The organism is Bradyrhizobium sp. Arg237L (assembly GCF_029990105.1).
Taxonomy (GTDB): Bacteria; Pseudomonadota; Alphaproteobacteria; order Rhizobiales; family Xanthobacteraceae; genus Bradyrhizobium.
Genome location: NZ_JAQMIL010000091.1, coordinates 1 through 26,173 on the forward strand (window position 1 = coordinate 1; position 26,173 = coordinate 26,173).

General features: G+C 61.5%; 24 protein-coding genes and 2 tRNA genes. 14 read left to right on the plus strand and 12 right to left on the minus strand.

From position 1 onward, the window contains the following. The first annotated feature begins 90 nt into the window (after positions 1–90). Complete coding sequence (locus OZ411_RS37475) at positions 91–618, plus strand: cupin domain-containing protein (RefSeq protein ID WP_282531960.1); 528 nt, start codon at positions 91–93, stop codon at positions 616–618. Positions 619–772: 154 nt separating this feature from the next. Next, positions 773–1,666: an MBL fold metallo-hydrolase gene (locus OZ411_RS37480; protein ID WP_282531961.1), complete on the plus strand. Its 894-nt coding sequence runs from the start codon at positions 773–775 to the stop codon at positions 1,664–1,666. 64 nt (positions 1,667–1,730) lie between these two features. On the opposite strand, the gene OZ411_RS37485 is transcribed toward OZ411_RS37480, so the two are convergent. Beyond that, positions 1,731–2,270 (minus strand): DNA starvation/stationary phase protection protein, encoded by a 540-nt coding sequence (locus OZ411_RS37485; protein WP_130581945.1) that lies wholly within the window; start codon positions 2,268–2,270, stop codon positions 1,731–1,733. 125 nt (positions 2,271–2,395) lie between these two features. On the opposite strand from OZ411_RS37485, the gene OZ411_RS37490 reads away from it, so the two are divergent. The 5 genes from OZ411_RS37490 to OZ411_RS37510 all read left to right on the plus strand — a co-directional run bounded on the left by OZ411_RS37490 (position 2,396) and on the right by OZ411_RS37510 (position 8,351). Then, the gene (locus tag OZ411_RS37490; RefSeq protein WP_130581944.1) at positions 2,396–3,094 is read left to right on the plus strand and encodes a class I SAM-dependent methyltransferase; all 699 of its coding nucleotides are present in this window, start codon (positions 2,396–2,398) and stop codon (positions 3,092–3,094) included. A 73-nt stretch (positions 3,095–3,167) separates the two neighbouring features. Next, positions 3,168–3,244: transfer RNA gene (locus tag OZ411_RS37495), tRNA-Ala, on the plus strand. Positions 3,245–3,530: 286 nt separating this feature from the next. Further along, positions 3,531–6,860, plus strand: coding sequence for a carbamoyl-phosphate synthase large subunit (gene carB / locus OZ411_RS37500; RefSeq protein WP_282531962.1), 3,330 nt, complete (start codon positions 3,531–3,533; stop codon positions 6,858–6,860). A gap of 232 nt (positions 6,861–7,092) precedes the next feature. Then, entirely contained in the window at positions 7,093–7,569 is a 477-nt protein-coding gene (gene greA, locus OZ411_RS37505) for a transcription elongation factor GreA (protein WP_130581942.1), read from the plus strand. A 380-nt stretch (positions 7,570–7,949) separates the two neighbouring features. Continuing rightward, the gene (locus OZ411_RS37510) at positions 7,950–8,351 is read left to right on the plus strand and encodes a DoxX family protein (RefSeq protein WP_282531963.1); all 402 of its coding nucleotides are present in this window, start codon (positions 7,950–7,952) and stop codon (positions 8,349–8,351) included. A gap of 120 nt (positions 8,352–8,471) precedes the next feature. Here the strand turns inward: OZ411_RS37510 and OZ411_RS37515 are convergent, their stop codons facing one another. After that, positions 8,472–8,951, minus strand: coding sequence for an Lrp/AsnC family transcriptional regulator (locus OZ411_RS37515; protein WP_282531977.1), 480 nt, complete (start codon positions 8,949–8,951; stop codon positions 8,472–8,474). A 268-nt stretch (positions 8,952–9,219) separates the two neighbouring features. Between OZ411_RS37515 and trxB the strand changes: the two genes are divergently transcribed. From trxB to OZ411_RS37530, 3 genes are all read left to right on the plus strand, one after another. Further along, positions 9,220–10,185: a thioredoxin-disulfide reductase gene (trxB, locus tag OZ411_RS37520; protein WP_130581939.1), complete on the plus strand. Its 966-nt coding sequence runs from the start codon at positions 9,220–9,222 to the stop codon at positions 10,183–10,185. 2 nt (positions 10,186–10,187) lie between these two features. Beyond that, a complete protein-coding gene (locus OZ411_RS37525; protein ID WP_028165397.1) occupies positions 10,188–11,111 on the plus strand; it encodes a LysR family transcriptional regulator in 924 nt (307 codons plus the stop codon). Between the two features lie 464 nt (positions 11,112–11,575). Continuing rightward, the gene (locus tag OZ411_RS37530) at positions 11,576–12,493 is read left to right on the plus strand and encodes a 4-hydroxy-tetrahydrodipicolinate synthase (RefSeq protein ID WP_282531964.1); all 918 of its coding nucleotides are present in this window, start codon (positions 11,576–11,578) and stop codon (positions 12,491–12,493) included. A 147-nt stretch (positions 12,494–12,640) separates the two neighbouring features. Here OZ411_RS37530 and OZ411_RS37535 read toward each other — a convergent pair whose 3' ends face one another. Beyond that, on the minus strand, positions 12,641–15,034 hold the full coding sequence (locus OZ411_RS37535) for a heavy metal translocating P-type ATPase (protein WP_282531965.1): 2,394 nt from the start codon (positions 15,032–15,034) through the stop codon (positions 12,641–12,643). Between the two features lie 65 nt (positions 15,035–15,099). Between OZ411_RS37535 and OZ411_RS37540 the strand changes: the two genes are divergently transcribed. Both OZ411_RS37540 and OZ411_RS37545 read left to right on the plus strand, forming a co-directional pair. Then, the gene (locus OZ411_RS37540; RefSeq protein ID WP_282531978.1) at positions 15,100–15,375 is read left to right on the plus strand and encodes a metal-sensitive transcriptional regulator; all 276 of its coding nucleotides are present in this window, start codon (positions 15,100–15,102) and stop codon (positions 15,373–15,375) included. A 302-nt stretch (positions 15,376–15,677) separates the two neighbouring features. Continuing rightward, positions 15,678–15,812: a hypothetical protein gene (locus OZ411_RS37545; protein ID WP_282531981.1), complete on the plus strand. Its 135-nt coding sequence runs from the start codon at positions 15,678–15,680 to the stop codon at positions 15,810–15,812. A gap of 215 nt (positions 15,813–16,027) precedes the next feature. Here OZ411_RS37545 and OZ411_RS37550 read toward each other — a convergent pair whose 3' ends face one another. The 6 genes from OZ411_RS37550 to OZ411_RS37575 form a co-directional block, all read right to left on the minus strand. Continuing rightward, positions 16,028–16,708, minus strand: coding sequence for a ParA family protein (locus OZ411_RS37550; protein WP_028165401.1), 681 nt, complete (start codon positions 16,706–16,708; stop codon positions 16,028–16,030). 180 nt (positions 16,709–16,888) lie between these two features. Beyond that, a complete protein-coding gene (locus OZ411_RS37555; protein WP_245476663.1) occupies positions 16,889–17,200 on the minus strand; it encodes a hypothetical protein in 312 nt (103 codons plus the stop codon). Between the two features lie 127 nt (positions 17,201–17,327). Further along, a complete protein-coding gene (locus tag OZ411_RS37560; RefSeq protein WP_282531979.1) occupies positions 17,328–17,546 on the minus strand; it encodes a hypothetical protein in 219 nt (72 codons plus the stop codon). A 416-nt stretch (positions 17,547–17,962) separates the two neighbouring features. Further along, positions 17,963–18,850, minus strand: a complete 888-nt coding sequence (locus OZ411_RS37565) for a cation diffusion facilitator family transporter (RefSeq protein ID WP_282531980.1) — start codon at positions 18,848–18,850, stop codon at positions 17,963–17,965. A gap of 596 nt (positions 18,851–19,446) precedes the next feature. Then, complete coding sequence (locus OZ411_RS37570) at positions 19,447–20,379, minus strand: alpha/beta hydrolase (protein ID WP_282531966.1); 933 nt, start codon at positions 20,377–20,379, stop codon at positions 19,447–19,449. 134 nt (positions 20,380–20,513) lie between these two features. Further along, on the minus strand, positions 20,514–21,398 hold the full coding sequence (locus tag OZ411_RS37575; RefSeq protein WP_282531967.1) for an isocitrate lyase/PEP mutase family protein: 885 nt from the start codon (positions 21,396–21,398) through the stop codon (positions 20,514–20,516). Between the two features lie 345 nt (positions 21,399–21,743). Between OZ411_RS37575 and OZ411_RS37580 the strand changes: the two genes are divergently transcribed. Both OZ411_RS37580 and OZ411_RS37585 read left to right on the plus strand, forming a co-directional pair. Further along, positions 21,744–22,148 (plus strand): MarR family transcriptional regulator, encoded by a 405-nt coding sequence (locus tag OZ411_RS37580; RefSeq protein ID WP_282531968.1) that lies wholly within the window; start codon positions 21,744–21,746, stop codon positions 22,146–22,148. A 97-nt stretch (positions 22,149–22,245) separates the two neighbouring features. Further along, complete coding sequence (locus OZ411_RS37585; protein WP_282531969.1) at positions 22,246–22,569, plus strand: septal ring lytic transglycosylase RlpA family protein; 324 nt, start codon at positions 22,246–22,248, stop codon at positions 22,567–22,569. 416 nt (positions 22,570–22,985) lie between these two features. Here the strand turns inward: OZ411_RS37585 and OZ411_RS37590 are convergent, their stop codons facing one another. The 3 genes from OZ411_RS37590 to OZ411_RS37600 all read right to left on the minus strand — a co-directional run bounded on the left by OZ411_RS37590 (position 22,986) and on the right by OZ411_RS37600 (position 25,910). Then, positions 22,986–24,485 carry a hypothetical protein gene (locus tag OZ411_RS37590; protein WP_282531970.1) on the minus strand — a complete coding sequence of 500 codons (1,500 nt, stop codon included), beginning with the start codon at positions 24,483–24,485 and terminating at the stop codon, positions 22,986–22,988. Between the two features lie 647 nt (positions 24,486–25,132). Further along, positions 25,133–25,209 (minus strand) — tRNA-His (locus OZ411_RS37595). A 266-nt stretch (positions 25,210–25,475) separates the two neighbouring features. Beyond that, positions 25,476–25,910, minus strand: a complete 435-nt coding sequence (locus tag OZ411_RS37600; RefSeq protein WP_130581235.1) for a phasin — start codon at positions 25,908–25,910, stop codon at positions 25,476–25,478. Between the last annotated feature and the right edge of the window lie 263 nt (positions 25,911–26,173).

Genomic DNA, 26,173 nt, shown 5'->3' on the forward strand with positions numbered 1-26,173 from the left:
CACCGCAAAAACCCAACCCAACCCTGTTCGTTGAGAGCCTTGACTCACTAAGCCCCATATGAGGGTGGGCAAAGCCAACGGGAGGCCGCCATGTCCGTCGTCAAGGCCGATGCAACGCCGCTCACGATCGTCTTCGAGGATGACGGCCTGGTGCCGAACAACCGGCTGCCATTCCTGGTCTACAAGGCGACCGTCGATGTCGACAGCGACCACCCGGAGAAGACCATCGAAGGATTGTTCGGCGCCAATGGCTGGGGCGCGATGTGGCGCAACGGCGTCTACGATTACCTGCACTATCATTCGACCGTGCACGAGGTGCTCGGCGTCTCACGAGGCAGCGCGCGCGTGCAATTCGGCGGCGAGCGCGGCAAAGTACTGCAGATATCCGCCGGCGACGTCGCGATCCTGCCCGCCGGCACCGGGCACCAATTGATTTCATCGAGCAATGATTTCTGCGTGGTCGGCGCCTATCCGCCGGGACCGCCGATGGAGATCACGCGGCCGACGCCTGAAAATCACGCCAAGGCGCTGAAGACGATCCCGCGTGTGACGGTACCCAGGACCGATCCTGTCATGGGCGAAGATGGCCCGCTGGTCAGATTGTGGAAGCGGTCCTGACCCGGCAGACGCCCACACCACTGAGCAGGCGTCACGCCACATTCCCTTCAACGTGATCCGTGCGGCATCCCGGGCCCTTGGGTTCACCGGTTCACCATGCTTGGATATGATGGATAGTTGAGTCCATGCGATTGATTGGCTGGAGGAATGGCTCATGTCCGACATCCCACACACCGTCGACCTCTCCGTGAAGCCCGAGGTCACCGCGTTCTTCGATCCGGCGACCAACACCGTCAGCTACGTGGTCAAGGACCCCGGCTCGAAGGCCTGCGCCGTGATCGATTCCGTGATGGACATCGATTACGCGGCCGGCCGCATCGCCTACCAATCCGCCGACAAGATCATCGATTTCATCACGCAAAACGGCCTCAAGCTGGAATGGCTGATCGAGACCCATGTTCATGCCGACCATTTGTCGGGCGCGCCCTATATCCAGGGCAGGCTCGGCGGCAAGATCGGCATCGGCGAAAAGATCACGGTCGTGCAGGAGACGTTCGGCAAGATCTTCAACGAAGGCACCGAATTCCAGCGCGACGGCAGCCAGTTCGACCGCCTGTTCAAGGACGGCGACACCTACGAGGTCGGCGCGATGAAGGCCTTCGCGCTCTATACGCCCGGCCATACGCCTGCCTGCATGACGCATGTGATCGGTGACGCGGCCTTCGTCGGCGACACCTTGTTCATGCCGGACGGCGGCTCGGCGCGCGCGGACTTCCCGGGCGGCAATGCCCGCGATCTCTACCGTTCGATCCAACGGATTCTGTCGCTGCCGAGCGAGACCCGCCTGTTCATGTGCCACGATTACGGCCCGAACGGCCGCGAGATCCGCTGGGAGACGACGGTCGCAGAGCAGCACGCCCACAACATCCACGTCCATGACGGGATCACCGAAGACGAGTTCGTGGCCACGCGCGAAGCGCGTGACCGGACGCTGCAGATGCCCAAGCTGATCATCCCGTCGCTGCAGATCAACATGAAGGCCGGCAAGCTTCCGGCGCCGGAAGCCGACGGCAAGCGATACCTGAAGGTGCCGCTCAACTTGTTATAACAAAACGGCAGCGGAGCCAGCCCCGCTGCCGTTCGCAATATTTGTCGTCCCTCGAGACCGTGCCTTACGCCGCGTTGCTGCCTTCCTGGCGGCTGGCCTCGAACAGGAACCAGGTGCGGCGCTCGGTCTCGTCGATGAAGGTCTCGAGGATGCTGGCGGTGGCGGCGTCGCCATGCTCGTCGGCGAGGTTGCGCGCCTTCCGCATCGCAGCCGCGATATGCTTGTTGTCTTCCATCAATTCGCGCAGCATCTCGCGCGGCGGCACGTAATCCTCGTTGTTGTCCTTGATGGTCTGCAATTTGCTGACCTGGCTGATCGACTTCAACGTGCTGCCGCCGATCTTGCGCACCCGCTCGGCGAGCTGATCGGTGGTGGCGAAGATCGCGTCCGACTGCTCGTCCAGCATCAGATGATAATCGTGGAAATGCCGGCCACTGACGTGCCAGTGGAAATTCTTGGTCTTCAGGTAGAGCGCGAAGGCATCCGCCAGCAGCGTATTGAGCGCCGCTGAAACCTTCTGGACGGCCTCGTTGGGCAGATCGGTCGGCGTATCGAGGTCGGGGGAAATTTTGTCGGATTTTGGATCAGGCTTGGCTTTGCTCACGTTGAACCTTCCTGTTAGGACACCGGACACCGGCGGCCCGAACTCCTGGTCGCCGGCCCCTCTAACGCATCATACAGATGCCGGTTCCTATGCCGGAACCCCAAGTTTTTGCCGGGCCCCCGCCGATGGACGAATGGATCGATTATTACGATTCCACGCATACGATTTATGTCAGCAAGCTGCATCGCGACCTGCATTTCCAGATCATTGCGCGGGATATCATTGCCTATATTTCCTCGCCCGACGCCGTCGTGCTCGACTATGCCTGCGGCGAAGCGCTGTCCGCAGGCCAGGTCGCGGATGCCTGCGCCACGCTCTATCTTGCGGAGCCCGCGCCCGGCGTACGCGGGCGGCTGATCGCGCGCTTTGCGCCCAACACCAAGATCCGGGTGCGCTCGCTGGAGGAGGTGCGGCAGATGGCCGAAGGCTCGGTCGATCTCGTCGTCATGAATTCGGTCGCGCAATATATGACGCCGGAAGAGCTGGATGCCGCATTCGCCGTCATTCGCCGCTTGCTCAAACCCTCCGGGCGCTTCGTGCTCGGCGATGTCCTGCGACCCGAAGTCGGCATGGGCAGGGACGTTCTCGCGCTCCTGGATTTCAGCGCCCGGCACGGCTTCCTCAGGGATGCCCTGCTCGGGCTGATCAGCACGGCGCTGTCGGACTATCGGCAATTGCGCACACGGATCGGCCTGGAGCGCTACGGCGAGGAGGAAATGCTGAAGAAGCTCGCGGCCGCCGGCTTCAAAGCCTCCCGCGCCCCCCGCAATATCGGCCACAATCCATGGCGGATGACGTTCGTCGCGCATGACGCCTACCCATGATCGTGCACGCAACCGTTAGGGTTAATCCGGGGTAAGCATGGCTAGCGCCTGCGAAATGGGCAATGATCGCCTCGGCCCGGTGGCGGAACGCGTCGACGCGGGAGCAGTGCATTGCTCTTTATCCTGGTTCAAATCCAGGCCGGGCCTCCAATCTTCTCGAAACATCCCGTAGCCCGCCTTGAGCGCCAGCCTAACCCGGGGCCGTTCGGGAACGCTGACGCAGGTGTCCCGGGTTGCGCGTTCCGCTCCACCCGGGCTACAGGCTGGCGACCCACGGCAAAATTGCCGGTTGACGGGGACTTTTTCGGGGTTTCACACGCCAAAAATCTGGTCTAAAGACCACCCGCGCGCGAGGGCACCCCTCACGCTGTGGCCATAGGGACGCGCGGTAGCGCGCCCTTTTTTTGTGCCGAAATTCCTGTTCCCGCGAGAGCTGATGCCCAAACGAACCGACATCTCCACCATCCTGATCATCGGCGCCGGTCCCATCGTGATCGGCCAGGCCTGCGAATTCGATTATTCCGGCACCCAGGCGGTGAAGACACTGAAGGAAGAGGGCTACCGCATCGTCCTGGTCAATTCCAATCCGGCGACGATCATGACCGATCCGGAGCTCGCGGACGCCACCTATATCGAGCCGATCACGCCCGAAATCGTTGCCAAGATCATCGAAAAGGAGCGCCATGTCGTTCCCGGCGGCTTTGCGCTGTTGCCGACCATGGGCGGCCAGACCGCACTGAACTGCGCGCTGTCATTGCGCAAACAGGGCACGCTGGAGAAATTCGACGTCGAGATGATCGGCGCCACGGCCGACGCCATCGACAAGGCCGAGGACCGCGGCCGCTTCCGCGAGGCGATGACCAAGATCGGGCTGGAGACGCCGCGGTCGACGCAGACCAAGACCCTGCCGGACGCGCTGCGCGCGCTCGACCATATCGGCCTGCCCGCCATCATCCGCCCGTCCTTCACCATGGGCGGCACCGGCGGCGGCATCGCCTACACCAAGGCGGAATTCATCGAGATCGTCGAGCGCGGCATCGACGCCTCCCCCACCGACGAAGTCCTGATCGAGGAAAGCGTCCTCGGCTGGAAGGAATTCGAGATGGAGGTGGTGCGCGACAGACACGACAACTGCATCATCATCTGCTCGATCGAGAACCTCGATCCGATGGGCGTGCACACCGGCGATTCCATCACGGTCGCGCCGGCGCTGACGCTGACGGACAAGGAATACCAGATCATGCGCGACGCCTCGCTCGCGGTGCTGCGCGAGATTGGGGTGGAGACCGGCGGCTCCAACGTGCAGTTCGGCATCAACCCCGCCGACGGCCGCATGGTCGTGATCGAGATGAACCCGCGCGTGTCGCGCTCTTCCGCGCTCGCCTCGAAGGCGACCGGCTTTCCGATCGCCAAGGTCGCTGCAAAACTCGCGGTCGGCTACACGCTGGACGAGATCGCCAACGACATCACCGGAGGCGCAACGCCGGCTTCGTTCGAGCCGACGATCGACTATGTCGTGACCAAGATCCCGCGCTTCGCGTTCGAGAAATTTCCGGGCGCCTCCCACACGCTGACCACCTCGATGAAATCGGTCGGCGAGGTCATGGCGATCGGCCGCACCTTCCAGGAGAGCCTGCAGAAGGCGCTGCGCGGACTGGAGACCGGACTGACCGGCCTCGATGAGATCGAGATCGAAGGTCTCGGACAGCACGACGACAAGAACGCGATCCGCGCCGCGCTCGGCACGCCGACGCCGAACCGCCTGCTGCAGGTGGCACAGGCGATGCGGCTGGGCTGGTCGGACGAAGAGATCTTCAATTCCTGCAAGATCGATCCCTGGTTCCTCACCGAGCTGCGCGGCATCGTCGAGATGGAAGCCAAGGTCCGCGCCCACGGCCTACCGCCGAATGGCTACGGCATGCGCATGCTGAAGGCGATGGGCTTTTCGGATGCGCGGCTCGCCGTGCTGGCCGAGACCACGGAAGCCGAGATCACCGCCAAGCGCCACGCGCTCGGCGTCCGCCCGGTGTTCAAGCGCATCGACACCTGCGCCGCCGAATTCGCCTCGCCCACGGCCTATATGTACTCGACCTATGAGGCGCCGTTCGCAGGTCTTGCGGCCGATGAGAGCGCGCCGTCGGACAAGAAGAAGGTCGTCATCCTCGGCGGCGGGCCGAACCGCATCGGCCAGGGCATCGAGTTCGACTATTGCTGCTGTCATGCCTGCTTCGCGCTCGACGATGCCGGTTACGAGACCATCATGGTCAACTGCAATCCGGAGACGGTGTCGACCGACTACGACACCGCCGACCGGCTCTATTTCGAGCCGCTCACGGCCGAGGACGTGCTCGAGATCATCGCGACCGAGCGCAAGAACGGCACGCTGCACGGCGTGATCGTGCAGTTCGGCGGCCAGACCCCGCTGAAGCTCGCGCGTGCGCTCGAGGCCGCGGAGGTGCCGATCCTCGGCACTTCGCCCGATGCGATCGATCTCGCCGAGGATCGCGACCGCTTCAAGCGCGTGCTCGACAAGCTCCGCCTGAAGCAGCCGAAGAACGGTATCGCCTATTCGGTCGAGCAGGCGCGCCTAGTGTCCGCCGACCTCGGCATGCCGCTCGTGGTGCGCCCGTCCTACGTGCTCGGCGGCCGCGCGATGCAGATCATCCGCGACGAGAACCAGCTCGCCGACTACCTGCTCGGGACGCTGCCCGAGCTGGTGCCGGGCGACGTCAAGGCGCGCTACCCGAACGACAAGACCGGGCAAATCAACACCGTGCTCGGCAAGAACCCGCTGCTGTTCGACCGCTATCTCTCCGATGCGACCGAGGTCGATGTCGACTGCCTCTGCGACGGCAAGGAAGTCTTCATCGTCGGCATCATGGAGCATATCGAGGAGGCCGGCATCCACTCCGGCGATTCCGCCTGTTCGCTGCCCCCGCATTCGCTCGATGCCAAGACGATCGAGGAGCTCGAGCGGCAGACCCGCGAGCTCGCGCTCGGCCTCGACGTGGTCGGGCTGATGAACGTGCAATATGCGATCAAGAACGGCGATATCTACGTGCTCGAGGTCAATCCGCGCGCCTCGCGCACGGTGCCCTTCGTTGCCAAGGTGATCGGCACGCCGGTCGCGAAGATCGCGGCGCGCATCATGGCCGGCGAGAAGCTCGCCGACTTCAATCTGAAGAAGAAGAAGCTCGAGCATGTCGGCGTGAAGGAATCGGTATTTCCCTTCGCACGCTTCCCCGGCGTCGACACCGTGCTCGGGCCGGAGATGCGCTCGACCGGCGAGGTCATGGGCATCGACCGCTCCTTCGAAGTCGCCTTCGCCAAGAGCCAGCTTGGCGGCGGCACGCGCGTACCGCGCAAGGGCACCGTGTTCGTTTCGGTGCGCGAGACCGACAAGGACCGCATCACCGACGCGGTCCGGCTGCTGCATGGGCTCGGCTTCAAGGTGATGGCAACGTCGGGCACCCAGCGCTTCCTCACCGACAGGGGCGTGCCGGCAGAGAAGGTGAACAAGGTGCTGGAGGGGCGGCCGCACATTGTCGACGCCATCACCAATGGCGACGTCCAGTTGGTGTTCAATACCACCGAGGGTCCACAGGCACTCGCCGACAGCCGTTCTCTGCGGCGCGCTGCCCTCTTGCATAAAGTGCCGTATTACACCACTCTTTCAGGCGCTGTGGCGGCCGCCCAGGGCATCCGCGCCTACCGGGACGGGGACCTTGAGGTCCGGACGCTGCAGAGTTACTTTTCCGAGAACTGACCGTCAGCCTCGGCCCAATATCCGCTCCCAGGGCCCGCTAAACGGTTGGTAATGAAGCCGATACGGCTGGAACTCACCGCCCGTTTGGATGTTGTCTCGGCCCCTCAGGGGCCGCGAATCACTAAGCGGGCGGGCTGGCGTTTTGAGCCGTGATGGCCCGAGTCCAGCGCAATCGAAGCAACGCCTATCCGCGCGCCGCTGCGGTTCGCCCCGATTTGAAGGATGAGAGATGATGGTGGAAAAGGTTCCGATGACCGCGACCGGATATGCGGCTCTCACGGACGAATTGAAGCACCGCCAGTCGGTGGATCGTCCGCGAATCATCGAGCACATCGCCGAGGCGCGATCACATGGGGACCTCTCGGAAAACGCGGAATATCACGCCGCGAAGGAAGAGCAGTCCCATAACGAAGGCCGTATCGCGGAGCTTGAGGACAAGCTGGCGCGCGCCGACGTCATCGACATCACCAAGCTCTCAGGCGACACCATCAAATTCGGCGCCACCGTTACGCTGATCGATGAGGATACCGAAAAGAAAGCGGTGTGGCAGATCGTCGGCGAGGTCGAGGCCGATGCCAAGAAAGGCCGCATCTCCATCACCTCGCCGCTTGCGCGCGCGCTGATCGGCAAGACCAAGGGTACGACCGTGGAAGTGATGGCGCCCGGCGGCGCCAAGGCCTACGAGATCACCAAGGTCGAGTGGCGCTAGATCTATTCCATTTCAAATGTGCAAGAGAGCCGCGTTTATCGACGCGGCTTTTTTGTTGCCGTAGCCCGGGTGGAGCCAACGGGTCGCGCGCGCCCCGTTGGCTCCGCCCGGGCTACGGACTACGGTTCACATCCCGTTAACAGGATTGTGAGTGGAACCGCTGTCGCATTTCCCTCGTCTGCGACACGTACACTTGATTATGCTTCATAACTATCGCGAGGGGACATTCCGGCAACGGCGCCAGTTTTTTGGTTCGACACAAGGAACTGCGCGCGCAGTTCTGCGTATCGAGCTGACCGGCTGTGGGCAGCGGCACTCCATCGCGAGACGACCATCGGCCGCGGACAATGCCCGCGGTCATCCACCAGAGGGGGTAGAACATGGACCAGATTTTCTCGAAATGGCAGCCGCTCGCGCTCAGCCTGTTTCGCTTCGTCACCGGGCTATTGCTGTTTCAGTACGGCGTCGCCAAGATCTTCAAATATCCGGCGATCCCCTATTTCGCCGACATCCCGCCGCTGATCATGGTCGCCGGCCTCCTCGAGCTCGTGCTCGGCGCGCTACTGATGATCGGCCTGTTCACGCGGGTGTCCGCGTTCATCCTGTCGGGCGAGATGGCCTTCGCCTACTTCCTCGGGCACATGTTCAAGAACCCGGCCACGCCGGTGTTTCTCCCGCTGCTCAACAATGGCACCGCAGCGATCCTGTTCTGCTTCGCCTGCCTCTATCTCGCAACCTCCGGCGGCGGCCCCATCAGCATCGACGCCGCAAGGAAGAAGTAGTCTCATTTTCGTAGCCCGGGTGGAGCGCCAGCGTAACCCGGGGGCCGCTCGTAAACACTGACGCAGGTGTCCCGGGTTGCGCGTTCCGCTCCACTCGGGCTACCGATCGCCATCGCCGCCTCACCCCGCCGCTTTCACATCCAGCGGCACGGCGGCCTCATATTTCGAATTATGCAGCACCAGCGATGTCCTGACATTGCGCACGTGAGGCGCAGCGGTGAGGTGGGTGACGAAGTTCTGGAACGTCGCCATGTCAGGGGCGACGCATTTCAGAATGAAATCCACCTCGCCCGACAGCATCCAGCATTCCCGCACCAAGGGTTCCTTGCGCACGAAATCCTCGAACGCGCGCAGATCCGCATCCGCCTGGCTCGACAAGTGCACCGCGGCAAACACCGTCACATCGAAGCCGAGCCGCTGGGGATCGAGCAATCCGCGATAGCCCAGGATATAGCCCGCTTCCTCCAGCGCCCTGACGCGGCGCAGGCAAGGCGGCGGCGAAATGCCGACGCGCTTGGCCAATTCCACATTTGTGATTCGGCCATCGGCCTGGATTTCGGCAAGAATTTTGTGATCAATCTCGTCAAGGTTCTTAGACACGCGGGTCTGGTTCCCAAGAGCTTGGAGGATTTGGTGGTTCTGACGGCAACTCTCATAGCCCAGTCGGCTCGACAGCCGCAATTTTATTGCGCGTGCAGTGCAGGATTTGATGCGGTTCCGGGGAAAAATCGCTGATATGGATTGCAATTCTTGCATAGCTACCCAGATATAATAGAGTTGGGTTTGACTCTGGCGGCGCCGCCGCGATGCCTTTCCAGGCGCTTTCCGCACAAGTCCTGACAAAATCGCCCTGAGAAGGGATTCGCCTATGCCTGCTCCTATCCATGCCAAGGTCGTCATCATCGGGTCCGGTCCGGCCGGCTACACCGCGGCGATCTACGCGGCGCGGGCGATGCTGGAGCCGGTGCTGATCCAGGGCATCCAGCCGGGCGGGCAGCTCACCATCACCACCGATGTCGAGAACTATCCGGGCTTCGCCGACGTGATCCAGGGCCCCTGGCTCATGGAACAGATGGAGAAGCAGGCCGCGCATGTCGGCACCAAGATCGTGACCGATCTCGTCAACAAGCTTGACCTATCGCAGCGGCCGTTCCGCCTGACCTGCGACTCTGGCGATGTCTATCTCGCCGAGACCGTCGTGCTCGCCACCGGCGCGCAGGCCCGCTGGCTCGGGCTGCCGTCGGAAGAGACGTACAAGGGCTTCGGCGTTTCGGCCTGTGCAACCTGCGATGGCTTCTTCTATCGCGGCAAGAAGGTCGTCGTGGTCGGCGGCGGCAACACCGCGGTCGAGGAAGCGCTGTTCCTCACCAACTTCGCCTCGCAGGTCACCATCGTGCATCGCCGCGATCATTTCCGCGCCGAGCGCATCCTGCAGGATCGCCTGTTCAAGCATCCGAAGATCAAGGTGGTCTGGGACAGCGCCATTGACGAGATCCGCGGCGCCGAGAACCCGACCAAGGTCACCCATGTACGCTTGAAGAACGTCAAGACCGGCGCACTGACCGAAGTGCCGGCCGACGGCGTCTTCATCGCCATCGGTCATGCGCCTGCGACAGATCTCGTCAAAGGCCAGATCAAACTCAAACCCTCCGGCTATGTCGAGGTGGCGCCCAATTCGACTGCGACCTCCGTGCCCGGGCTGTTTGCCGCCGGCGACGTGGCGGACGAAACCTATCGCCAGGCGGTGACGGCCGCCGGCCTCGGCTGCATGGCAGCGCTCGAGGCCGAACGCTTCCTGGCTTTGCGCGCGAGCGATCGCGCGGCGGCGGAATGATCATGGCTAGAACACGCGATGGATTTACGGACATGGACTGGGACAAGCTGAAGGTGTTTCACGCAGCGGCGGAAGCGGGAAGCTTCACGCATGCCGGCGAGCAGCTTGGCCTTTCGCAGTCGGCGGTCTCCAGGCAAGTCAGCGCGTTGGAGCAGGAGCTTTCGGTCTCGCTGTTTCACCGCCACGCCCGCGGCCTGATCCTCACCGAGCAGGGCGACCTGCTGTTCCGCACCGCCCATGACGTCTTCATGCAGTTGCAGGCGGCGCGGGCAAAGCTCACCGACAGCCGGGAGCGGCCGAGCGGCGACCTCAAGATCACGACGCCGCCGGCGCTCGGCATCAACTGGCTGATCCCGCGGCTCGACGAATTCACCCAGCTCTATCCGGACATCCGGATCTCGCTGATCGTCACCGACGAGGATCTCGATCTCTCGATGCGCGAAGCCGATGTCGCGATCCGCACCCGCAAGCCGACGCAGCCGGACCTGATCCAGCGCAAGCTGTTCTCGATCGGCTTCCACGCCTATTGCTCGCCGGAATACATCAAGCGCTTCGGCACGCCGCGCACGCTCGACGACCTCGACTCGCACCGCATCATCATGCTCGGCGATTCCCAGGTCCCGACGCATCTGCAGAACCGCGCCTGGCTGATCGATGCCGGCCGCAACGGCTCGGGTCCGCGCGAACCCTACTTCAAGGTCAATAACATCCTGGGGTTGGTGCGCGCCTGTCAGCAGGGCCTCGGCATCGCCGCGCTGCCGGATTACCTGGTCGAGGAAGACAGCCGCCTGGTGCAGTTGTTCGGCGAGTCCGACTCGATCCAGCTCGACACCTACTTCGTCTATCCTGAAGAGCTGAAGACGGTGGCGCGCGTGCAGGTCTTCCGCGACTTCGTGGTCAGCAAGGCGCAGCGCTGGCCCTCGTAATCGGCTGTTTTCATAGAGGCCCCGGACTCCGCATGTCTGACATGCGGCTCGGACGGTTGCTGCATGGCACTGATGGGGATCATACTGCTCATGCGCTGAGCGGTCGCGCTACGCTTATGTCCCCCTCCTCCAGTGGTGCGGAAGCTCAGTAATCCCTCTTGGAAGGTGATTGTGTCGGCCTCACGTGGCCAATACCTTAAGCCGGGCTCGATCGAGCCCGGCTTCTTTTCGCCCTCTGCCCTCAACCGTGCATTGACAACCTCCGGCTGTCCCAGCAGTATCGCGACATGATCACGAATTCGTGCGCAGCTCTGTCGTCGAAAAAAGCTCCCCATGCGGGGAGCCGAGATCGACGCGCGCGATAGAGTTAAATCGACCGAACCGATCCCGAAGACCCCGCCGCCTGGACGGGGTTTTTTATTGGTCCCGTCTCCGGCGTTTCACGCACCCCAAGGAGAAGGACCATGACTGATCTATCCGCCCCATTACAGGGCCTGTGGCTGCCCCTGATCACGCCATTTCGCGACGGCAAGCTCGACGAGCCGTCGCTGCGCCGTCTGGTACGGCACTACGCGAGCGGCCCGGTCGACGGATTGATCCTGGGCGCCACGTCAGGCGAAGGCATGTCACTCGACATCAGCGAGTTCGAACGGCTCGTGGCGCTGGTACGGGCGGAGATCAACGATATCAGGCGCTATTTGCCGATCTGTCTCGGCCTCTCCGGCGCCAGCACCGCCAAGATCAAGGATGTGCTGGACGAGACGGCGGCCTGGCCGATCGACTTCTACCTGATCGCGAGCCCCTATTACGTCAGGCCGTCGCAGCGCGGCCTGCTGCAGCATTTCACCGCGTTGGCCGATCACGCCTCATGGCCGCTGTTGATCTACAACATCCCCTACCGGACCGCGGTCAACATCACGAACGAGACGCTGCTCGCGCTCGCCGAACATCCGAACATCGTCGGCATGAAGGATTGCTGCGCCGACCGCGCGCAATCGATCGACTTCCTGAAGCGGCGGCCTGCCGGCTTCCGCGTGCTGACCGGCGAAGACGCGCAATATTTCGACGCGCTCAGCGACGGCGCCGACGGCGCGATCCTGTTGTCCGCGCATGTCGAGACCAACGCGTTCGCCTCGGTGCGATCGCTGCTGAAGCAGGGCAAGCGCGATGCCGCATTAGCAGCCTGGCAAGGCATTTCCGAGCTGACACGCCTGTTGTTCGTCGAACCGAGCCCGGCACCGGCCAAGCATTGGCTGTGGCGCACGGGATTGATCGACAGCGCGGAAGTGCGGCTGCCGATGGTGGAGGTAAGCGCGGAGCTTGCAGCGCGGCTGGATCGCGAGATCGAACGTCGCGCACCGACTTTGCTTGCAAGCGCGTAGCCCCCTTCTCCTTCCCCCTGAAAGGGGGAAGGTCGGGATGGGGTCAAGCCACGGGCTCAGGCGCGCGTGGAAAGAGCTGATCCCCACCCGGTTCGCGCTGACGCGCAAACCGACCTCCCCTTTTCAAGGGGAGGTGTAGGCGCGCCATCAATCCAGCTTCGCCCTTGCGAGCCTCAGTGCGTTGCCGATGACGCTGACGGAGGACAGCGCCATCGCGGCGGCGCCGATCATCGGCGACAGCAGGATCCCGAACACCGGATAGAGCACGCCGGCCGCGATCGGCACGCCGGCGGCGTTGTAGATGAACGCGAACATCAGGTTCTGGCGGATGTTGCGCATGGTCGCGACCGACAGCCGCCGCGCCCGCACCAGTCCGCGGAGATCGCCAGTGAGCAGCGTGACGCCCGCGCTCTCGATCGCGACGTCGGTGCCGCCGCCCATGGCGATGCCGACATCGGCGGCAGCCAGCGCCGGCGCGTCATTGACGCCGTCACCAACCATCGCGACTGCACGGCCCTCGCTGCGCAGCCGTTGCACCACCTCGCTCTTGCGCTCCGGCAGCACGCCGGCTTCGACCTCGTCGATGCCGAGCCGTTTCGCCACCGCGCGCGCGGTGGTCGCATTGTCGCCGGTCAGCATCACGACGCGCAGGCCGTCGCCGCGCAACGCCGCCAGTGCGTCCCTGGCCGACGGCTTGATCGGATCGGCGATCGCGATCACGCCGGCCGCACGCCCATCGACCGCGACATAGATCGCGGTCGCGCCGTCCTGGCGCGCGGTCTCCGCCGCCGCATCGAGCGCGCTGGTTGCGATCTTCAATTCACCCATCAGCATGGCATTGCCGAGCGCGATCTGCTTGCCTTCGATCGTGCCGGTCGCGCCCTTGCCGGATGGCGAGGTGAAGCCGCTGACCTCGGCGAGCGCAAGCTGGCGCTCCTTGGCGGCGTTCAGGATCGCCAGCGCCAGCGGATGCTCGCTGCCGCGCTCGACGCTTGCCGCAAGGCGCAGCAGTTCGGTCTCGTCGAACTCCTTCGCGGCGATCACACCGACCACTTTCGGCTTGCCCTCGGTGAGCGTGCCGGTCTTGTCGAGCACCAGCGTGTCGATGCTCTCCATTCGCTCCAGCGCCTGCGCGTCGCGGATCAGGATGCCCGAATGCGCCCCGCGCCCGACGCCGACCATGATCGACATCGGCGTGGCGAGCCCGAGCGCGCAGGGGCAGGCGATGATCAGAACAGTGACGGCCGCGACCAGGCCGAAGGTGAAGCGCGGCTCGGGCCCGAACACCGCCCAGGCGGCGAAGGCCAGCACCGCGACCGCGATCACTGCGGGCACGAACCAGCCGGCGACGCGATCGGCGAGCCGTTGGATCGGCGCGCGCGACCGCTGCGCCTTCGCGACCATGTCGACGATCCGCGCCAGCATGGTGTCGCGGCCGATCTTCTCGGTGCGCATGACGAAGCCGCCGCTCTGGTTCACGGTACCGCCGATCACGCGGTCGCCCTCGTTCTTGGAGACCGGCATCGATTCCCCGGTGACCATGGATTCGTCGAGCACGGCGCGGCCTTCGATGACGATACCGTCGACCGGCACCTTCTCGCCCGGACGCACGCGCAGGCGATCGTCGACCGCGATCGCCTCGATCGCGACGTCCTCGTCGCCATGCTCGGTGATGCGCCGCGCCGTCTTCGGCGCCAGCCCGAGCAGCGCGCGGATCGCGCCCGAAGTCTGCGCGCGCGCCCGCAACTCGAGCACCTGTCCGAGCAGCACCAATACCGTGATCACGGCAGCCGCTTCGAAATAGACCGCGACCTGGCCGTGCATGTCGCGGAAGGCCGGCGGGAACAGATGCGGCGCCAGCGTGCCGACCACGCTGTAGACATAGGCGACGCCGACGCCCATCGCGATCAGCGTGAACATGTTAAGATTGCGCGTCACGACCGACTGCCAGCCGCGCACGAAGAACGGCGCGCCGGCCCACAGCACCACCGGCGTCGCCAGCGCGAACGAGATCCAGTTCGCCCATCCCATCGGCACCAGTTCGATGCCGAAGGCGTGGCCAGCCATTTCGATCGCGAACACCGGCAGCGTCAGCACCAGCGCGATCCAGAACCGGCGCGTCATGTCGACGAGCTCCGGATCGGGCTTGTCGTCGAGCGTCACCTCTTCCGGTTCGAGCGCCATGCCGCAGATCGGGCAGGAGCCCGGTCCAACCTGCCTCACTTCCGGATGCATCGGGCAGGTGTAGATCGTACCGGCCGGGAGCGCCGGCTCGCTCTCGCGGGGCTTCAGGAATTTCTCCGGCTCGGTCGCAAACCGTTCGCGGCAGCGCGCGCTGCAGAAGACGTAATCCTCGCCCTTGTGGCTGAAGCGATGCTTGGCGGTGGCCGGATCGACCTTCATGCCGCAGACGGGATCGGTCGCGAGCGCGCCGTTGTCTGCTGCGGCGCCATGCTTGCCGCCGCAGCAGCTAGCCACTGGGGCGCCGTGATGATGATGCGCGTGTCCCTCATGCGCGTGACCGTGACCTGCCTCTGCCATGGCGAACTCTTCCCGGCCGAACTCCGGCCCTTGAAGTTGATACCCTATGGGGGTATATGAACCCTATGCGTGACGAGATCAAGAGTTCCTGCCTGAAACGGCTGAAACGAATCGAAGGCCAGATCCGCGGCCTCGCCAAGATGGTCGAGGACGACCGCTATTGCATTGACGTGGTGACCCAGATCGGCGCCGCACGCGCCGCGCTGCGGCGGGTCGAGGAGGAAGTCCTGCGCGACCATGTCGCCCATTGCGTCGAGCACGCGATCTCCTCCGGCGACAAGGCCGACCAGCGCCGCAAGATCGCCGAGTTGATGGATGTGATCGGCCGCGCTGATCGGTGATGCTCTCGCTTCCCCTCGAACAGCATGAATCGCGGCCGACCCCCATCCCAGCCTTCCCCCTTTTTGGGGAAGGAGCGCAGCGGGTCAGCGGCTGCGTGGTCACCTCCCCTTGAAAAGGGGAGGTCGGTTTGCGCGTCAGCACAAACCGGGTGGGGATCAGCTCTCTCCACAGGCGCAAAAAGAGGCCGCCGCGCAGTGGTTAATCCGCGGTAGCACCTGTGGTCAAATGCAAGCGAAACTGCGAGCGGAACCTTAAAAGGCTTCAGCTATCCATCGCCCCGCCAAAGAATATGGGGCGCATCGTGCACAAAGAATTTGATCCAGTTTTAGACCATCAAGGATTTACGACCGGCGACATCCTCTGGGCGCTCGGCATCTGGTCGGTGATCCTTACTTTATCACCAGTCATCATCTTCTACATGCTGATGGTGGCGTAAACGCCACCACGCACTCCGTCATTCCGGGGCATCGCGTAGCGATGAGCGCGGAATCCATTTATCCGCAGACCGCGTGGCGAAATGGATTCCGGGCTCGCGCCAAGAGGCGCGCCCCGGAATGACGGAGAGCGTTGGCCAGTCACAAACAACACCAACCACCAACAAAAACGCGCGGGGGGCCGCGCGCTTTTGTCAGTCTGGAAGGCCTGTCGTGATCAGGCCGCCTGCTTGTGCATCGCGCCGCTTGCCGATGCCGCGCCGCGGATTGCCTTGATCGAACGTTCGATCGCGGCCCACAGCCGGCCGATCTCGGCGGCCGCGCGCCCCTCGGCATCATATTCGCGGGCGCCTTCACCATGGCTCAGCGCCATCAACAGATCGGCGCGATTGGTGATCTGTCCGCTCCAAACCGGTGCACGGAATTTCGCCAGCGACTCGCGCGCGATCGTGACGATCGGGCTCTCGGCGCCATCGCGCTGAGCCGGCGCGCCGTTGATCACGACCGCATAGGGCTTGCGCGTTGAACGGCAGGTCTGGATCGTTTCCTGCACCGCGTTGACGTCGAACACGCCAGGCCGCGCCGGAATGATCACCATGGTCGCATTCTTGATGGCATCGTCGACGACGGCCGACAGGTTCGGCGGCGTGTCGATGAACACCCACTCGATCCCGTCGCGCTTGGCCGCAGCCACGATGCCGCTCACGGAATTGACGGCGGCCTTGATCGGCGGTTCGTTGGTGCCGCGCAGCTTGTGCCACAGCGTCAGCGAGCCCTGCGGATCGGCGTCGATCAGCAGACAAGGCTTGGTCGATTTGTGTACATGGGCAGCCAGGTGAGCAGCCAGGGTGCTTTTGCCCGAGCCCCCCTTACGCGAAGCAAAAACAATCACGTTCATTACGTTGGCCTCCAGATTGACCCCAGGCCACGAAAATGAATCAGCGTGGTGATTCGCGAAAGCAGAAATTTGCGGACAATGCGGCGTGAGCTGCAATTTGCCGGAAAATGTTGTTGTTTGAGTCACACCTTGCGGTGCACACAACCAGCAATAGAAGCGAATGCGCGTTTTTTCAGCGAATTACGGCACGTTTTTTGCGCGCTGGCGCTCGGTCCACTTGCGCTCAACCCATCCGAGAGTCCGCGCGGTCGGCTTTTGTAACACTGGCACGTCTTGCGCGAACAAAAGGAGTCCAAGCGGCAGCATCCAGAGCCCGAGCACCGGCAGGAAGCTGAAGACGCCGCCGAGCATCAGCAGAACGGCAAGCGGCATCCGCGCATAGCGCGACGACGGCTTGCGCAGCCACCCGACAAACCTTGCGGGCCGCGGCGGCAGCTTGCCTTCGAACCAGGCAAAGTGCCGGTCTATTTCCATCCTGTAACGTTCGCTCACCGGATTCTCCTCTGGCGAGAAGATGTTGACGAGCGAAAACGCCGCAAGGCGTCAGTCTGTCGCGCGTGCAGGACTTGAACCAGTGCTCGTCCGACTCGCGTTGCTCCGCGGTTCGCGATGTCGCACCTTAATCCGCGGACCTTGCGCGACGCCTGCGCTCCCGTCGTTCCTCCGAGTCGGAACTGAAGAACACGCGGCACGGCGGCGAGAGCTGCGCCTTGTTGCGGGCCATGCAGGCCGTGATCATGTCGACGTCCGGAATGAACGCGCTGCAGAGTCGCATCGCATCGGGCGAGCAAGCCTGCTGCTGCTCGGGTGTATAGGCGGCGCCGGGGCGTGGCCACATCGCGACGATCACCGTCGCAGTCAACAGCAAACCGAACCTGTAATAAGTGGAGCCGACAATCGTCATTGTTCCCCTCGTCATCGATCTGCGGAAATAGTCGATGAAGGCTATTGGATTGGCAAGCCAAGGTGACGGGAACATCACAGCCGAAGCGCGGCACGGCGTCAGCAGCAAGATGGCCAGAACAAGGAAGGATGATGGCTTGATGGAGTGATACAGGTGCCGGGATTGTAGCGGATGGACTTAGCTGCTGATAACGCTGAAGAAATTCTCCCCAGCGATCCGGCGTTTGTATCGGGCTCGGGTGTTGCGCAAAAGCTTCATCGCATGGCGAGTTTATGCAGACTCGTTCACTTGCTTAGGGATCATCTCACGTCCCGACTTCGATGAGGACACGCTCAAGCGACAAGCCGATGTCAGACGACGACGATGCCAGAGTGTTTGGCCTTCTCTTCCGGTTCCACATGAATGGTGATCCGCCTGTCCTCATCCTCCGCCCGCAATGCCGCTTCGAGACGGTCGCATATCTGGTGCGCCTCCGACACCGTCATCCGCCCGGGAACGACGAGGTGGAACTCAATGAACGTGACACGCCCCGCGTGGCGCGTGCGAACATCGTGAGCTTCCAGCGCGCCGGCCGCATGGTCGGCAATCGTCCGTCGAATCGCGTTCAACGTTGCCTCGGGCACCGCTTCATCCAGCAGGCCTCCGGCGGACTCCTTGAGGACGCCCCAGCCGGACCACAGGATTGTCGCAGCGACGATCAGGGCAAGTGCAGGATCGAGAAACTCCCATTTCATGACGAACGCGAGCGCAAGTCCGACCAGTATGCCGACGGATGAGATGACATCGGTCAGGAGATGTCGGCCGTCCGCAACGAGCGCCGGCGAGCGCATGCGCCGTCCCCGGACGATCAACACCCAGGCCCAGGTGGCGTTGACGATGCTGGCGAGCCCGTTCACGAGCAGCCCCTCCGGCACAACAGCCAGTTTTCTCGGGTGCAGGAAGCCGTCATACGCCTCGCGCACGATCAGGAGTGCAGCGATGATGATCATCACGCCTTCCAACACCGCACTGAAGTATTCGATCTTGTGATGCCCGAACGGATGATTGGCGTCGGCGGGCTTTGCCGAGATGCGGACCGCCCATAGTGCAACAACGGCCGTTACAACGTTGACGATGCTTTCGAGCGCGTCGGAGTAGAGCGCAATGGACCCGGTCAGCCAATACGCCAGGTATTTCAAACCGAGCACCAAAACGCTGATGAGAATGCTTCCTATCGCAACGTTCAGTGGCTTGTTCATCGCTCGGATCGTGTTGAGTGGTGGGCCACGTGCTGTACCGAGGCGACGGCAGGCTTGCAACTTCAATCGCGGCTCTCAGACGCGAATGAATTTCAGTTGCGCCCGACACACGCGGAGTGCTGCGCCACCATCAGGACAAGTATGATCGGCGCTACAGGAAGCGGGAGTCGACCTCTCCTGGGACTAGTTCGAGTTCAGTGATTGATGTCGCGGAGCATCGGAGCGTCACATCAGACGGCTCGCTCCGCGCAGGCTGGTTTAAGGGGCTCTCAAGGAGTGAGAATTGAGCCTTTCGGTCGACGGTCTGTCATCCCGTTTCACCGGCTCGGTCTTCATCGGGTCCACCTTGTCGCACCAAACACACTTGAGTTCTGTTCTCCCGTTCGCGCTTAGGACCGGGACCAATCTCCTGCCGCAATGCAAACACCGCGTAACCGGGTCCATCGCGTTTCTCCGTCCGGTGCCAACGCAGGAACGCTGCCTACGTTCCTACGTTGGTTGCCAAACCGGCATGCCTGGAGCCCGCCTGACTGGGGGGCAGACGCGGCCTACAGCAGGCTGCCCGCGCCTTTCTCAATCATCAATCTCGTTAGTAGCTAGTGACTTGTTACGAAGGCGATGACGGCCTCATCAAAGGCAGGAGCGTTTTCGCCGGGAACGGTGTGAGAGGCGTCGGGAATCGTTATGCGCCTTCGCTCGGGAAGGCACTTCTCCAACTGGTCCACGATGCGATGAAAGAACTCGGGGCTCCGCTCACCATTCATCAGAAGCGTTGGCGCCGAAATGCGCTTTGCCATTTCACAGGTGAACACCGGACGTGGGCGGGAACTTATTGCGTCCGCAACGGCCGACGCCGCATTGTCGGACATCATTTTCCGATCGGCATCTGATCGTCGGTCGTAGGTGCCGGGTCCGCCAACCGCTTCCGCAAAGAGGCGCAGCCCTGCGTCGATATCGCCCTTTCGGAACGCTTCCTGTGTGGACGCGAATCGAGCGCCCCACTCTTTCAGTAGCTCTGCGCTCCCGGGCATCCCGGCGAGCAACCCCGCGGCCGCCGGTTCGTTGACGACCAGGGTTATCACCATCTCGGGATGATTGGATGCGAAGAACAGCGCGGCGTGTGCACCGGCAGAGTGCGCGACGATGTGCGCGCGTTTTATGCCGAGCTCAGCGAGGATGGCTGCCAGATCCTCGCCGTGAACGTCGGCCGCGGCATCAGGCAGGCCATCCTTGCTCGTTGCGTTGGGAAAATGGTTCCGCCGGCTATAGGCAATCACGCGATGGTTTCTTGAAAGCACCGGAAGGTGCCCGTTCCAGAAACGATAATCCTGAAGCCCGCCATGCACGAGAACGATCGGATCGCCCTTGCCGGCCTCGACATAGGCGAATTTCGTGTCAGCGGCTCTTAGCTCTTTGACATTATCGGCCATGACTGGCGAGGAGAGTCCAACCGCGAGAGCGACGCCGGCGAGCGGCCCCTTGATTCCGAAGTGCATGACCGAACTCCAGCAGTTGAGGCGGAACACCATACCGCCCCAACCGTGAACTTACCATACATCGGTGTGTTGCATCTATTAATCAACCAAGAGTTGGAAGCCGGCTAGGGTCGCATGATGGCGGACGGCCCCTGCTCCGCTACCCGATGCCTCCCGCCCGTGACCGCTCAGCCGCGCGCCGACGCGTTCTCCACTGCCAGCAGATCTGCGTATTTCTCTTCGAAATCCCAGATTTTCTGGAAGCCGATCATCTTCACGAAGTCCTGGAAGGCCCACATCGGAGTCTCGACCAACCTTCCCTCGGCGTGAGCCTCATAGACGCTTTGAAGCGCTTTTGCGGCCGCAAACAGTCCCGCGGTGGGGTAAATGGCAGCACGGAAGCCGATCTCCTCAAGCTGCTTTTGAGGAAGTATCGGCGTTTTTCCGCCGTGCAGTTGGTTCGAGACCAGCGGCGCGTCGACTGAGGCACCGATCTTCTTCATCTCGTCCACGGATTCCGGTGCCTCGATGAAGATCGCGTCCGCACCGGCCTCGGAATATGCGACCGCGCGACGTATTGCCTCGTCCAGCGATACCGCCGTTCTTGCGTCCGTTCGCGCCAGGATCAGGAATTCGTTCGAGGAACGCGCATCGCACGCCACCTTGATCTTGTTCACCATCTCCTCGGTCGAGATGATGTGACGATTGGGCGTGTGCCCGCACTTCTTTGGAATCTGCTGATCCTCGATCTGGATCATCGCCACGCCGGCTTTCTCGTAACCGCGCACGGTATGATGCACGTTCAGCAGACCACCATAGCCGGTATCACCATCTGCAATGACTGGCTTATCCACGGCCTGAGCGATTGCGGTCGCCCGGTCGAGCATGTCGGTATAGGTCGCAAGGCCGGCGTCCGGATATCCCAGATAGGATGCGACGGTGCCGAAGCCCGTCATGTACAGCGCCTTCGCATTCGTCTGCGCCGCGATTTTTGCCGAAACCAGATCGAAAACGCCCGGTGCGGCAATGAACTCTCGCGCTCGCAGCATTTCACTGATCGTTTTCTTGGCCATGTTGATCTCCCATGCGGCTGCTCGCGCTGATGCTTGGGACGAGCCGGGCTGACAGCTCGAGCGCGAAGCGCGCCACCTATTTCACGGATAATATCTATATTGAAATAGCTATATTAAAGTGGCCACTACCATCACGATGCCGTGCGCGTGTGAGCCCGCCCTCACACGAAATCTGCGGCTGTCGAAGTAGTTAGATGTTAGATGCAGGGCGGCACGGAATCGTTCCAGTCCGGCGTCAGACACGGCGCAATCGCAGCCTTGTGACACTGAAGATAGCTATACTATTATAGCTATATGAAAAGCCGAACTCCTCCTCGCCAAGTCACGACGTTTCGCAACCAGTTCATGAATCTCTCGCGCCGGCTGCGCCGCGAAGCACATGCTGACGACCGCTCCTGGGTACGGCTGCAGTTGCTCGGGGCCATTGAGCGGGCCGGGGACGCCGCCACGCCAACCATACTCGGCGAATCCGAGAATATGCGATCGTCGAACCTTGCCGCCGCGCTTCGGGAGCTCAACGCGGAGGGACTGATCATCCGGATGCCCGACGCCGAGGACCGTCGTAAGGTGAGAGTCCGCTTGAGCCGAACCGGCCGAGAAGTGCTTCATAAGAATATCACCCGCCGTGAGCAGTGGCTCGCGGACGCGATCGAGCAATGCCTGACGAGGGAAGAACGTGCTTTGCTGTTCAAGGCAGGAGAGCTCCTAAATCGCGTTGCCTCATTCAGCGGGACCGATTCCGGAAAGTGAGGAAGCATCGTCTATCCCACCCGAGCGCGTCGGCAGGAGGGAACCTAGAGGCTACGGAAAGGTTGGCAAATCGGGCAGGATCCTGGAAGGAGAGACGATGATCCGCCCAATATGCACCGCCTTGGCGGTCACTTGTTTATCTGCATCGGCATTTGCCGAAACTTGTGTTGCCTCTCGCTATGGCTACAGCGGCAGCCGAACTGCGTCAGGCGAGCGGATGAACCCAAACGCAATGACCGCAGCGCATCGTACCAGGCCATTCGGCTCTCAGGTCACAGTCACCTCACACTCAACCGGTCGAAGCGTCACCGTTCGGATCAACGACCGTGGTCCCTTCATAAAGCGACGCTGCATAGACTTATCCACCGGAGCCGCGCGTGCACTTGGGATGGCCGGGACCGCGTTGGTCTTACTCGAATGAGACGCGCGAAAGTTGAGTATCATTTCGAGGCCAGCGCGCACTTGAACACGGCCTCCTCGGGATTGGTAAGAGATGCTACCTTTCGATCAGCTTTTCACCCCAAAATGGGTCGCCAACATTGTAGTAAATGGCGCGGACTCCGCTGCAGAAGGGAGAGACAATATCGGCGGCTGTGTCCGCATCAGGAGGCGCATCGCCGCTCTCCATCGCGAGCGCGTAAAAGTATAGCGCGCCGGCGTGCTGGCTTCTGATCTCAAGGCATCAGCCGCTCAATATGTGGAGAGCACACGCGGCGCGCCGCGCATCGACGCGGAACATTCGCGCGACTTCGCCGTGAAATTTGTTGTCGCCGAAAAATTTGATGATCTCGGGCTGCGCGCCAGCATCGGAACAAGCGCTCGTAGAGGCGCTACGGCTCATTCCTCACCTTGCGGCGGCTGTAGCTTTACATTGCTCTCGACGATCTTTGGACTTTCGTCTTCATCTGGAGAAATATCCTGCTCTTCTGCCCATGCTAAGACTTGAGCGATGCCAGCTTGTTTCCTAGCGGCAGGAACATACTCAACGCCAAATATGCTTCTAAAGCACTCGACGAACTTTGGATCATCTCTTACTCCATAGAAGACTGGCCATTGTTCGTAGTTCTCCGAAGGAAAGTCACCCGAGACGCCTATTTTCTTCATGAGCAGGACCACATCATCAACATTGCCCTTGATCGCTGCGACGCTCACCTTGAACTCAGGGGACACCGCTGACCAGTCCAACGACTCTAATACCCGAAACGATGTCTTTTCGTCCCCAGAGAGCTTATAGGCATTAGCGAGATTGACGACGTTCATTCGGCGCCTTTGGTCGTCCGATACATTGCGGAGCTCCTTCGCAAACTCCAAAATGCGGATGGCAAGTTTATATTGCCCTCTTGCGATCAGCTCATATCCCAGGTCCCCAATCGACTTGTCCGACAACTTAGTCTCGTCAGGTGCGATCTTGCGCCACACGACCTGTAGCAGCATCGCGCCAAAATGGATGACATGATGTACCGAAGCTGTGTAGTATTTCGGGCCGGAATGGAGTTCGTCCCCGAGTCTAGGCTCCTTTTGGCTCGTGAATTTGTATTTGGCGCGCGCCTTTAGATAGTGCTCATTAACGATGCCGTTCGCGTGAACAAAGAGGTTACGACGCTCAAATAGCTCAATGATCTTTGGCCAGTCTGGATACTTGTCGAAAATGGGGTCCAACTTTGATTTGCCAAGTATCCAATCTACCTGACTTTCGAAATTGTCTCTCTGCGCCTTGTCAATCTCATCATTGATAACCGTTTCGCGCACCTCCTCAATCGACTGAAACTGAAGAACCTCTCGCACAGACAGCTTTCTATCTTCGCCAAAAATTCTTTCGGGATATCTCGCTGCGATCTCCTTCATTACAAGATTGAGACTGTACTCAAGTGAGGCAACTAGACCGACCGTTAGCAACCGCGGCAAAGTGCGGCTGGTCGATGCAGCAGCCAACATGTTTTCTTCAAATCTCCGGATGGCAGCGAACCTCTGGAGTGAAAGCTCGTAGATGATACGGGTTTCCTCGCGCTCACAGGAATTGCAGTTCTTCTCCAAAAAGGACGTCAGAGCGCGCTGTACCATCTGGTGAGACAGAAGTGGTGCCAATTGGAGTATGATGGGCACATATTCGAGGTAACCCATCATGACCTCGATAAACTGCTTACAGATTTCGTCCATCCCTGACCGCTTGACCTTCGGTACAGAGTCGTCGTCAAAATCTTCTTTCTTGGTCTTGAGTTTGGGCGGGAACTCCTTGTTCAGCCCTCCCCTGTGTCCTATCGGTTCGCCGTCTTCTAAATAGATGCAGACGTAGAACCGATCTTCCCCTTGCCCCATCACCAATGTACTCCCCAGCATTCCATCAACCTTACGTTTATAGACGGAGTGCCTCGCTGGGGGCAAGAAATGGAGCTCGATTGCAAGGGGATAAGGAGCTGACGGCTAATAAGGAACGATCAGATCGCTCTTTCGTGCAGCCTGGGCCTGAGGAACATGACGACGCATTTCGAATGGCAACGCGGCTTCAACCGCAACCATATCTTGGGGAAGCTCAGAGAAGCCAGAAAGCCGATGGACGCTCGTTCAACGCCGGAGAGTATGAATTCTGGTTGCCCATACTCAATTCGGCAACGGTCCTTATACGCTAGATCCGAACTCGCGATGCTTAAGGCTGCTTCGCAGCATCGTCGCCGTTGAAGAGGATGAGAGTTTTGGGAAGAGCCACTGCTTCACCGTCCTCACCTCACGAGTGAACAATGATCCTCAGCGCAATCTGCTGATCTCGGAGGTCTTCGCAAGCTGGTTTCATCTCCACTACCTGCGAATGTCCGACGAGATGACGCGATACGCAGAACTTCACTTCGTGCGATAGCTCTGAGCGGCAAAAACCTGAGCCGCGCCGTCACTCTGATGGCGCGGCTTTTTGTCACCTACTCGAAGAAAAGAGTGCCTTCGCTAAGCGATTTTTAGGATGCAGCGATTTCGGCTTAAGCAGTTGATTTGGCTGGTACAGTTGGGTGGGCTCGAACCACCGACCTCCTGTTCCACAGACAGGCGCTCTAACCAACTGAGCTACAACTGCATCCTCGGACGAGGCCGCGCAAAGGGGCCTCGCGAATGGGCCGGAAACTAGGTGCAACGCCCCGCTTTGGCAAGGCCGAACGCGGGACTTTCCAACTTCCGAATACCCCGTAGCCCGGATGAAGCGCAGCGCAATCCGGGTCTCTCCGAGCCAAACGCCGGTCCCGGATTACGCTTTCGCTCCATCCGGGCTACAGACCATTGCGGCCTCTTCAAAACAAAAGGCCCGGGCTCGGTTGCCCGGGCCTTTCTGTGATTTTGCCAGGGTCAGGCGGCGGGCTTGTAATATTTCGAGGCGCTGGCCTTGATCGGCTCGGCGGTCTCGCTGGCGACCTTCTGGCTGAGCTCGGTCAGCTCCTTGGCTTGGGCGCCGAAGGTCTCGAAGGTCTTGCGGGTCTGCGCGGTCCACAGTTCCAGCGCCTCGGAGGGCGTCTTGGCGCCGAGCAGTTCCTGGGCGAAATCGAGCGCCGAGGTGGTGTTGGCCTTCACGAACTCCATCAGCTTGGCGGTATATTCGCTCGCGCCCTTGCTGGCGGTGGTGAACACCGCCTCGATGGTGCCGTTATGGGCCTCGGCGGCGTCCTTGAACTTGGCGTAGTTGTCGCGCGCCTGCGAAACGCCCTTTTCGGCGAACGCGCGCATCTGCTCGGGAACTTCGAACGGAATGATAGAAGCGGAAAACGGGTCAGTCGAACTGGTCATCGCATGCATCCTTCACAACGGGGTAAAGTCCGGTGACCCCATTGCGAACGCCGCGGCCCGCAAGGACCGAGAACGGTCGAATTGGATCACGCTGCCTAGTTCCTAGTTCACGGAATGCCCTGTCCCTGGGCAGGACAAGTAAAGCTCTTTATCATGTCAATTTTGTGCAACGCAACGTTAAATCAATGCGATGCCGCATTTGTCAGCCTAGGGGTTTCCGACCGGGCGGTATTGCCGCGCTGAGAGCGTTTTCGAGCGAAGTG

Excerpts from the sequence above, each read along its gene's own strand:
- OZ411_RS37480 (WP_282531961.1), top strand. The coding sequence starts at position 773 with ATGTCCGACATCCCACACACCGTCGACCTCTCCGTGAAGCCCGAGGTC.
- OZ411_RS37550 (WP_028165401.1), bottom strand. The coding sequence starts at position 16,708 with ATGAACGTGATTGTTTTTGCTTCGCGTAAGGGGGGCTCGGGCAAAAGC.
- OZ411_RS37530 (WP_282531964.1), top strand. The coding sequence starts at position 11,576 with ATGACTGATCTATCCGCCCCATTACAGGGCCTGTGGCTGCCCCTGATC.
- carB (WP_282531962.1), top strand. The coding sequence starts at position 3,531 with ATGCCCAAACGAACCGACATCTCCACCATCCTGATCATCGGCGCCGGT.
- OZ411_RS37580 (WP_282531968.1), top strand. The coding sequence starts at position 21,744 with ATGAATCTCTCGCGCCGGCTGCGCCGCGAAGCACATGCTGACGACCGC.
- OZ411_RS37510 (WP_282531963.1), top strand. The coding sequence starts at position 7,950 with ATGGACCAGATTTTCTCGAAATGGCAGCCGCTCGCGCTCAGCCTGTTT.
- OZ411_RS37600 (WP_130581235.1), bottom strand. The coding sequence starts at position 25,910 with ATGACCAGTTCGACTGACCCGTTTTCCGCTTCTATCATTCCGTTCGAA.
- OZ411_RS37575 (WP_282531967.1), bottom strand. The coding sequence starts at position 21,398 with ATGGCCAAGAAAACGATCAGTGAAATGCTGCGAGCGCGAGAGTTCATT.
- OZ411_RS37565 (WP_282531980.1), bottom strand. The coding sequence starts at position 18,850 with ATGAACAAGCCACTGAACGTTGCGATAGGAAGCATTCTCATCAGCGTT.
- OZ411_RS37490 (WP_130581944.1), top strand. The coding sequence starts at position 2,396 with ATGGACGAATGGATCGATTATTACGATTCCACGCATACGATTTATGTC.
- OZ411_RS37540 (WP_282531978.1), top strand. The coding sequence starts at position 15,100 with ATGCGTGACGAGATCAAGAGTTCCTGCCTGAAACGGCTGAAACGAATC.
- OZ411_RS37475 (WP_282531960.1), top strand. The coding sequence starts at position 91 with ATGTCCGTCGTCAAGGCCGATGCAACGCCGCTCACGATCGTCTTCGAG.
- OZ411_RS37585 (WP_282531969.1), top strand. The coding sequence starts at position 22,246 with ATGATCCGCCCAATATGCACCGCCTTGGCGGTCACTTGTTTATCTGCA.
- trxB (WP_130581939.1), top strand. The coding sequence starts at position 9,220 with ATGCCTGCTCCTATCCATGCCAAGGTCGTCATCATCGGGTCCGGTCCG.
- OZ411_RS37560 (WP_282531979.1), bottom strand. The coding sequence starts at position 17,546 with ATGTGGCCACGCCCCGGCGCCGCCTATACACCCGAGCAGCAGCAGGCT.
- OZ411_RS37535 (WP_282531965.1), bottom strand. The coding sequence starts at position 15,034 with ATGGCAGAGGCAGGTCACGGTCACGCGCATGAGGGACACGCGCATCAT.
- OZ411_RS37570 (WP_282531966.1), bottom strand. The coding sequence starts at position 20,379 with ATGGTGTTCCGCCTCAACTGCTGGAGTTCGGTCATGCACTTCGGAATC.
- OZ411_RS37525 (WP_028165397.1), top strand. The coding sequence starts at position 10,188 with ATGGCTAGAACACGCGATGGATTTACGGACATGGACTGGGACAAGCTG.
- OZ411_RS37590 (WP_282531970.1), bottom strand. The coding sequence starts at position 24,485 with ATGCTGGGGAGTACATTGGTGATGGGGCAAGGGGAAGATCGGTTCTAC.
- greA (WP_130581942.1), top strand. The coding sequence starts at position 7,093 with ATGGTGGAAAAGGTTCCGATGACCGCGACCGGATATGCGGCTCTCACG.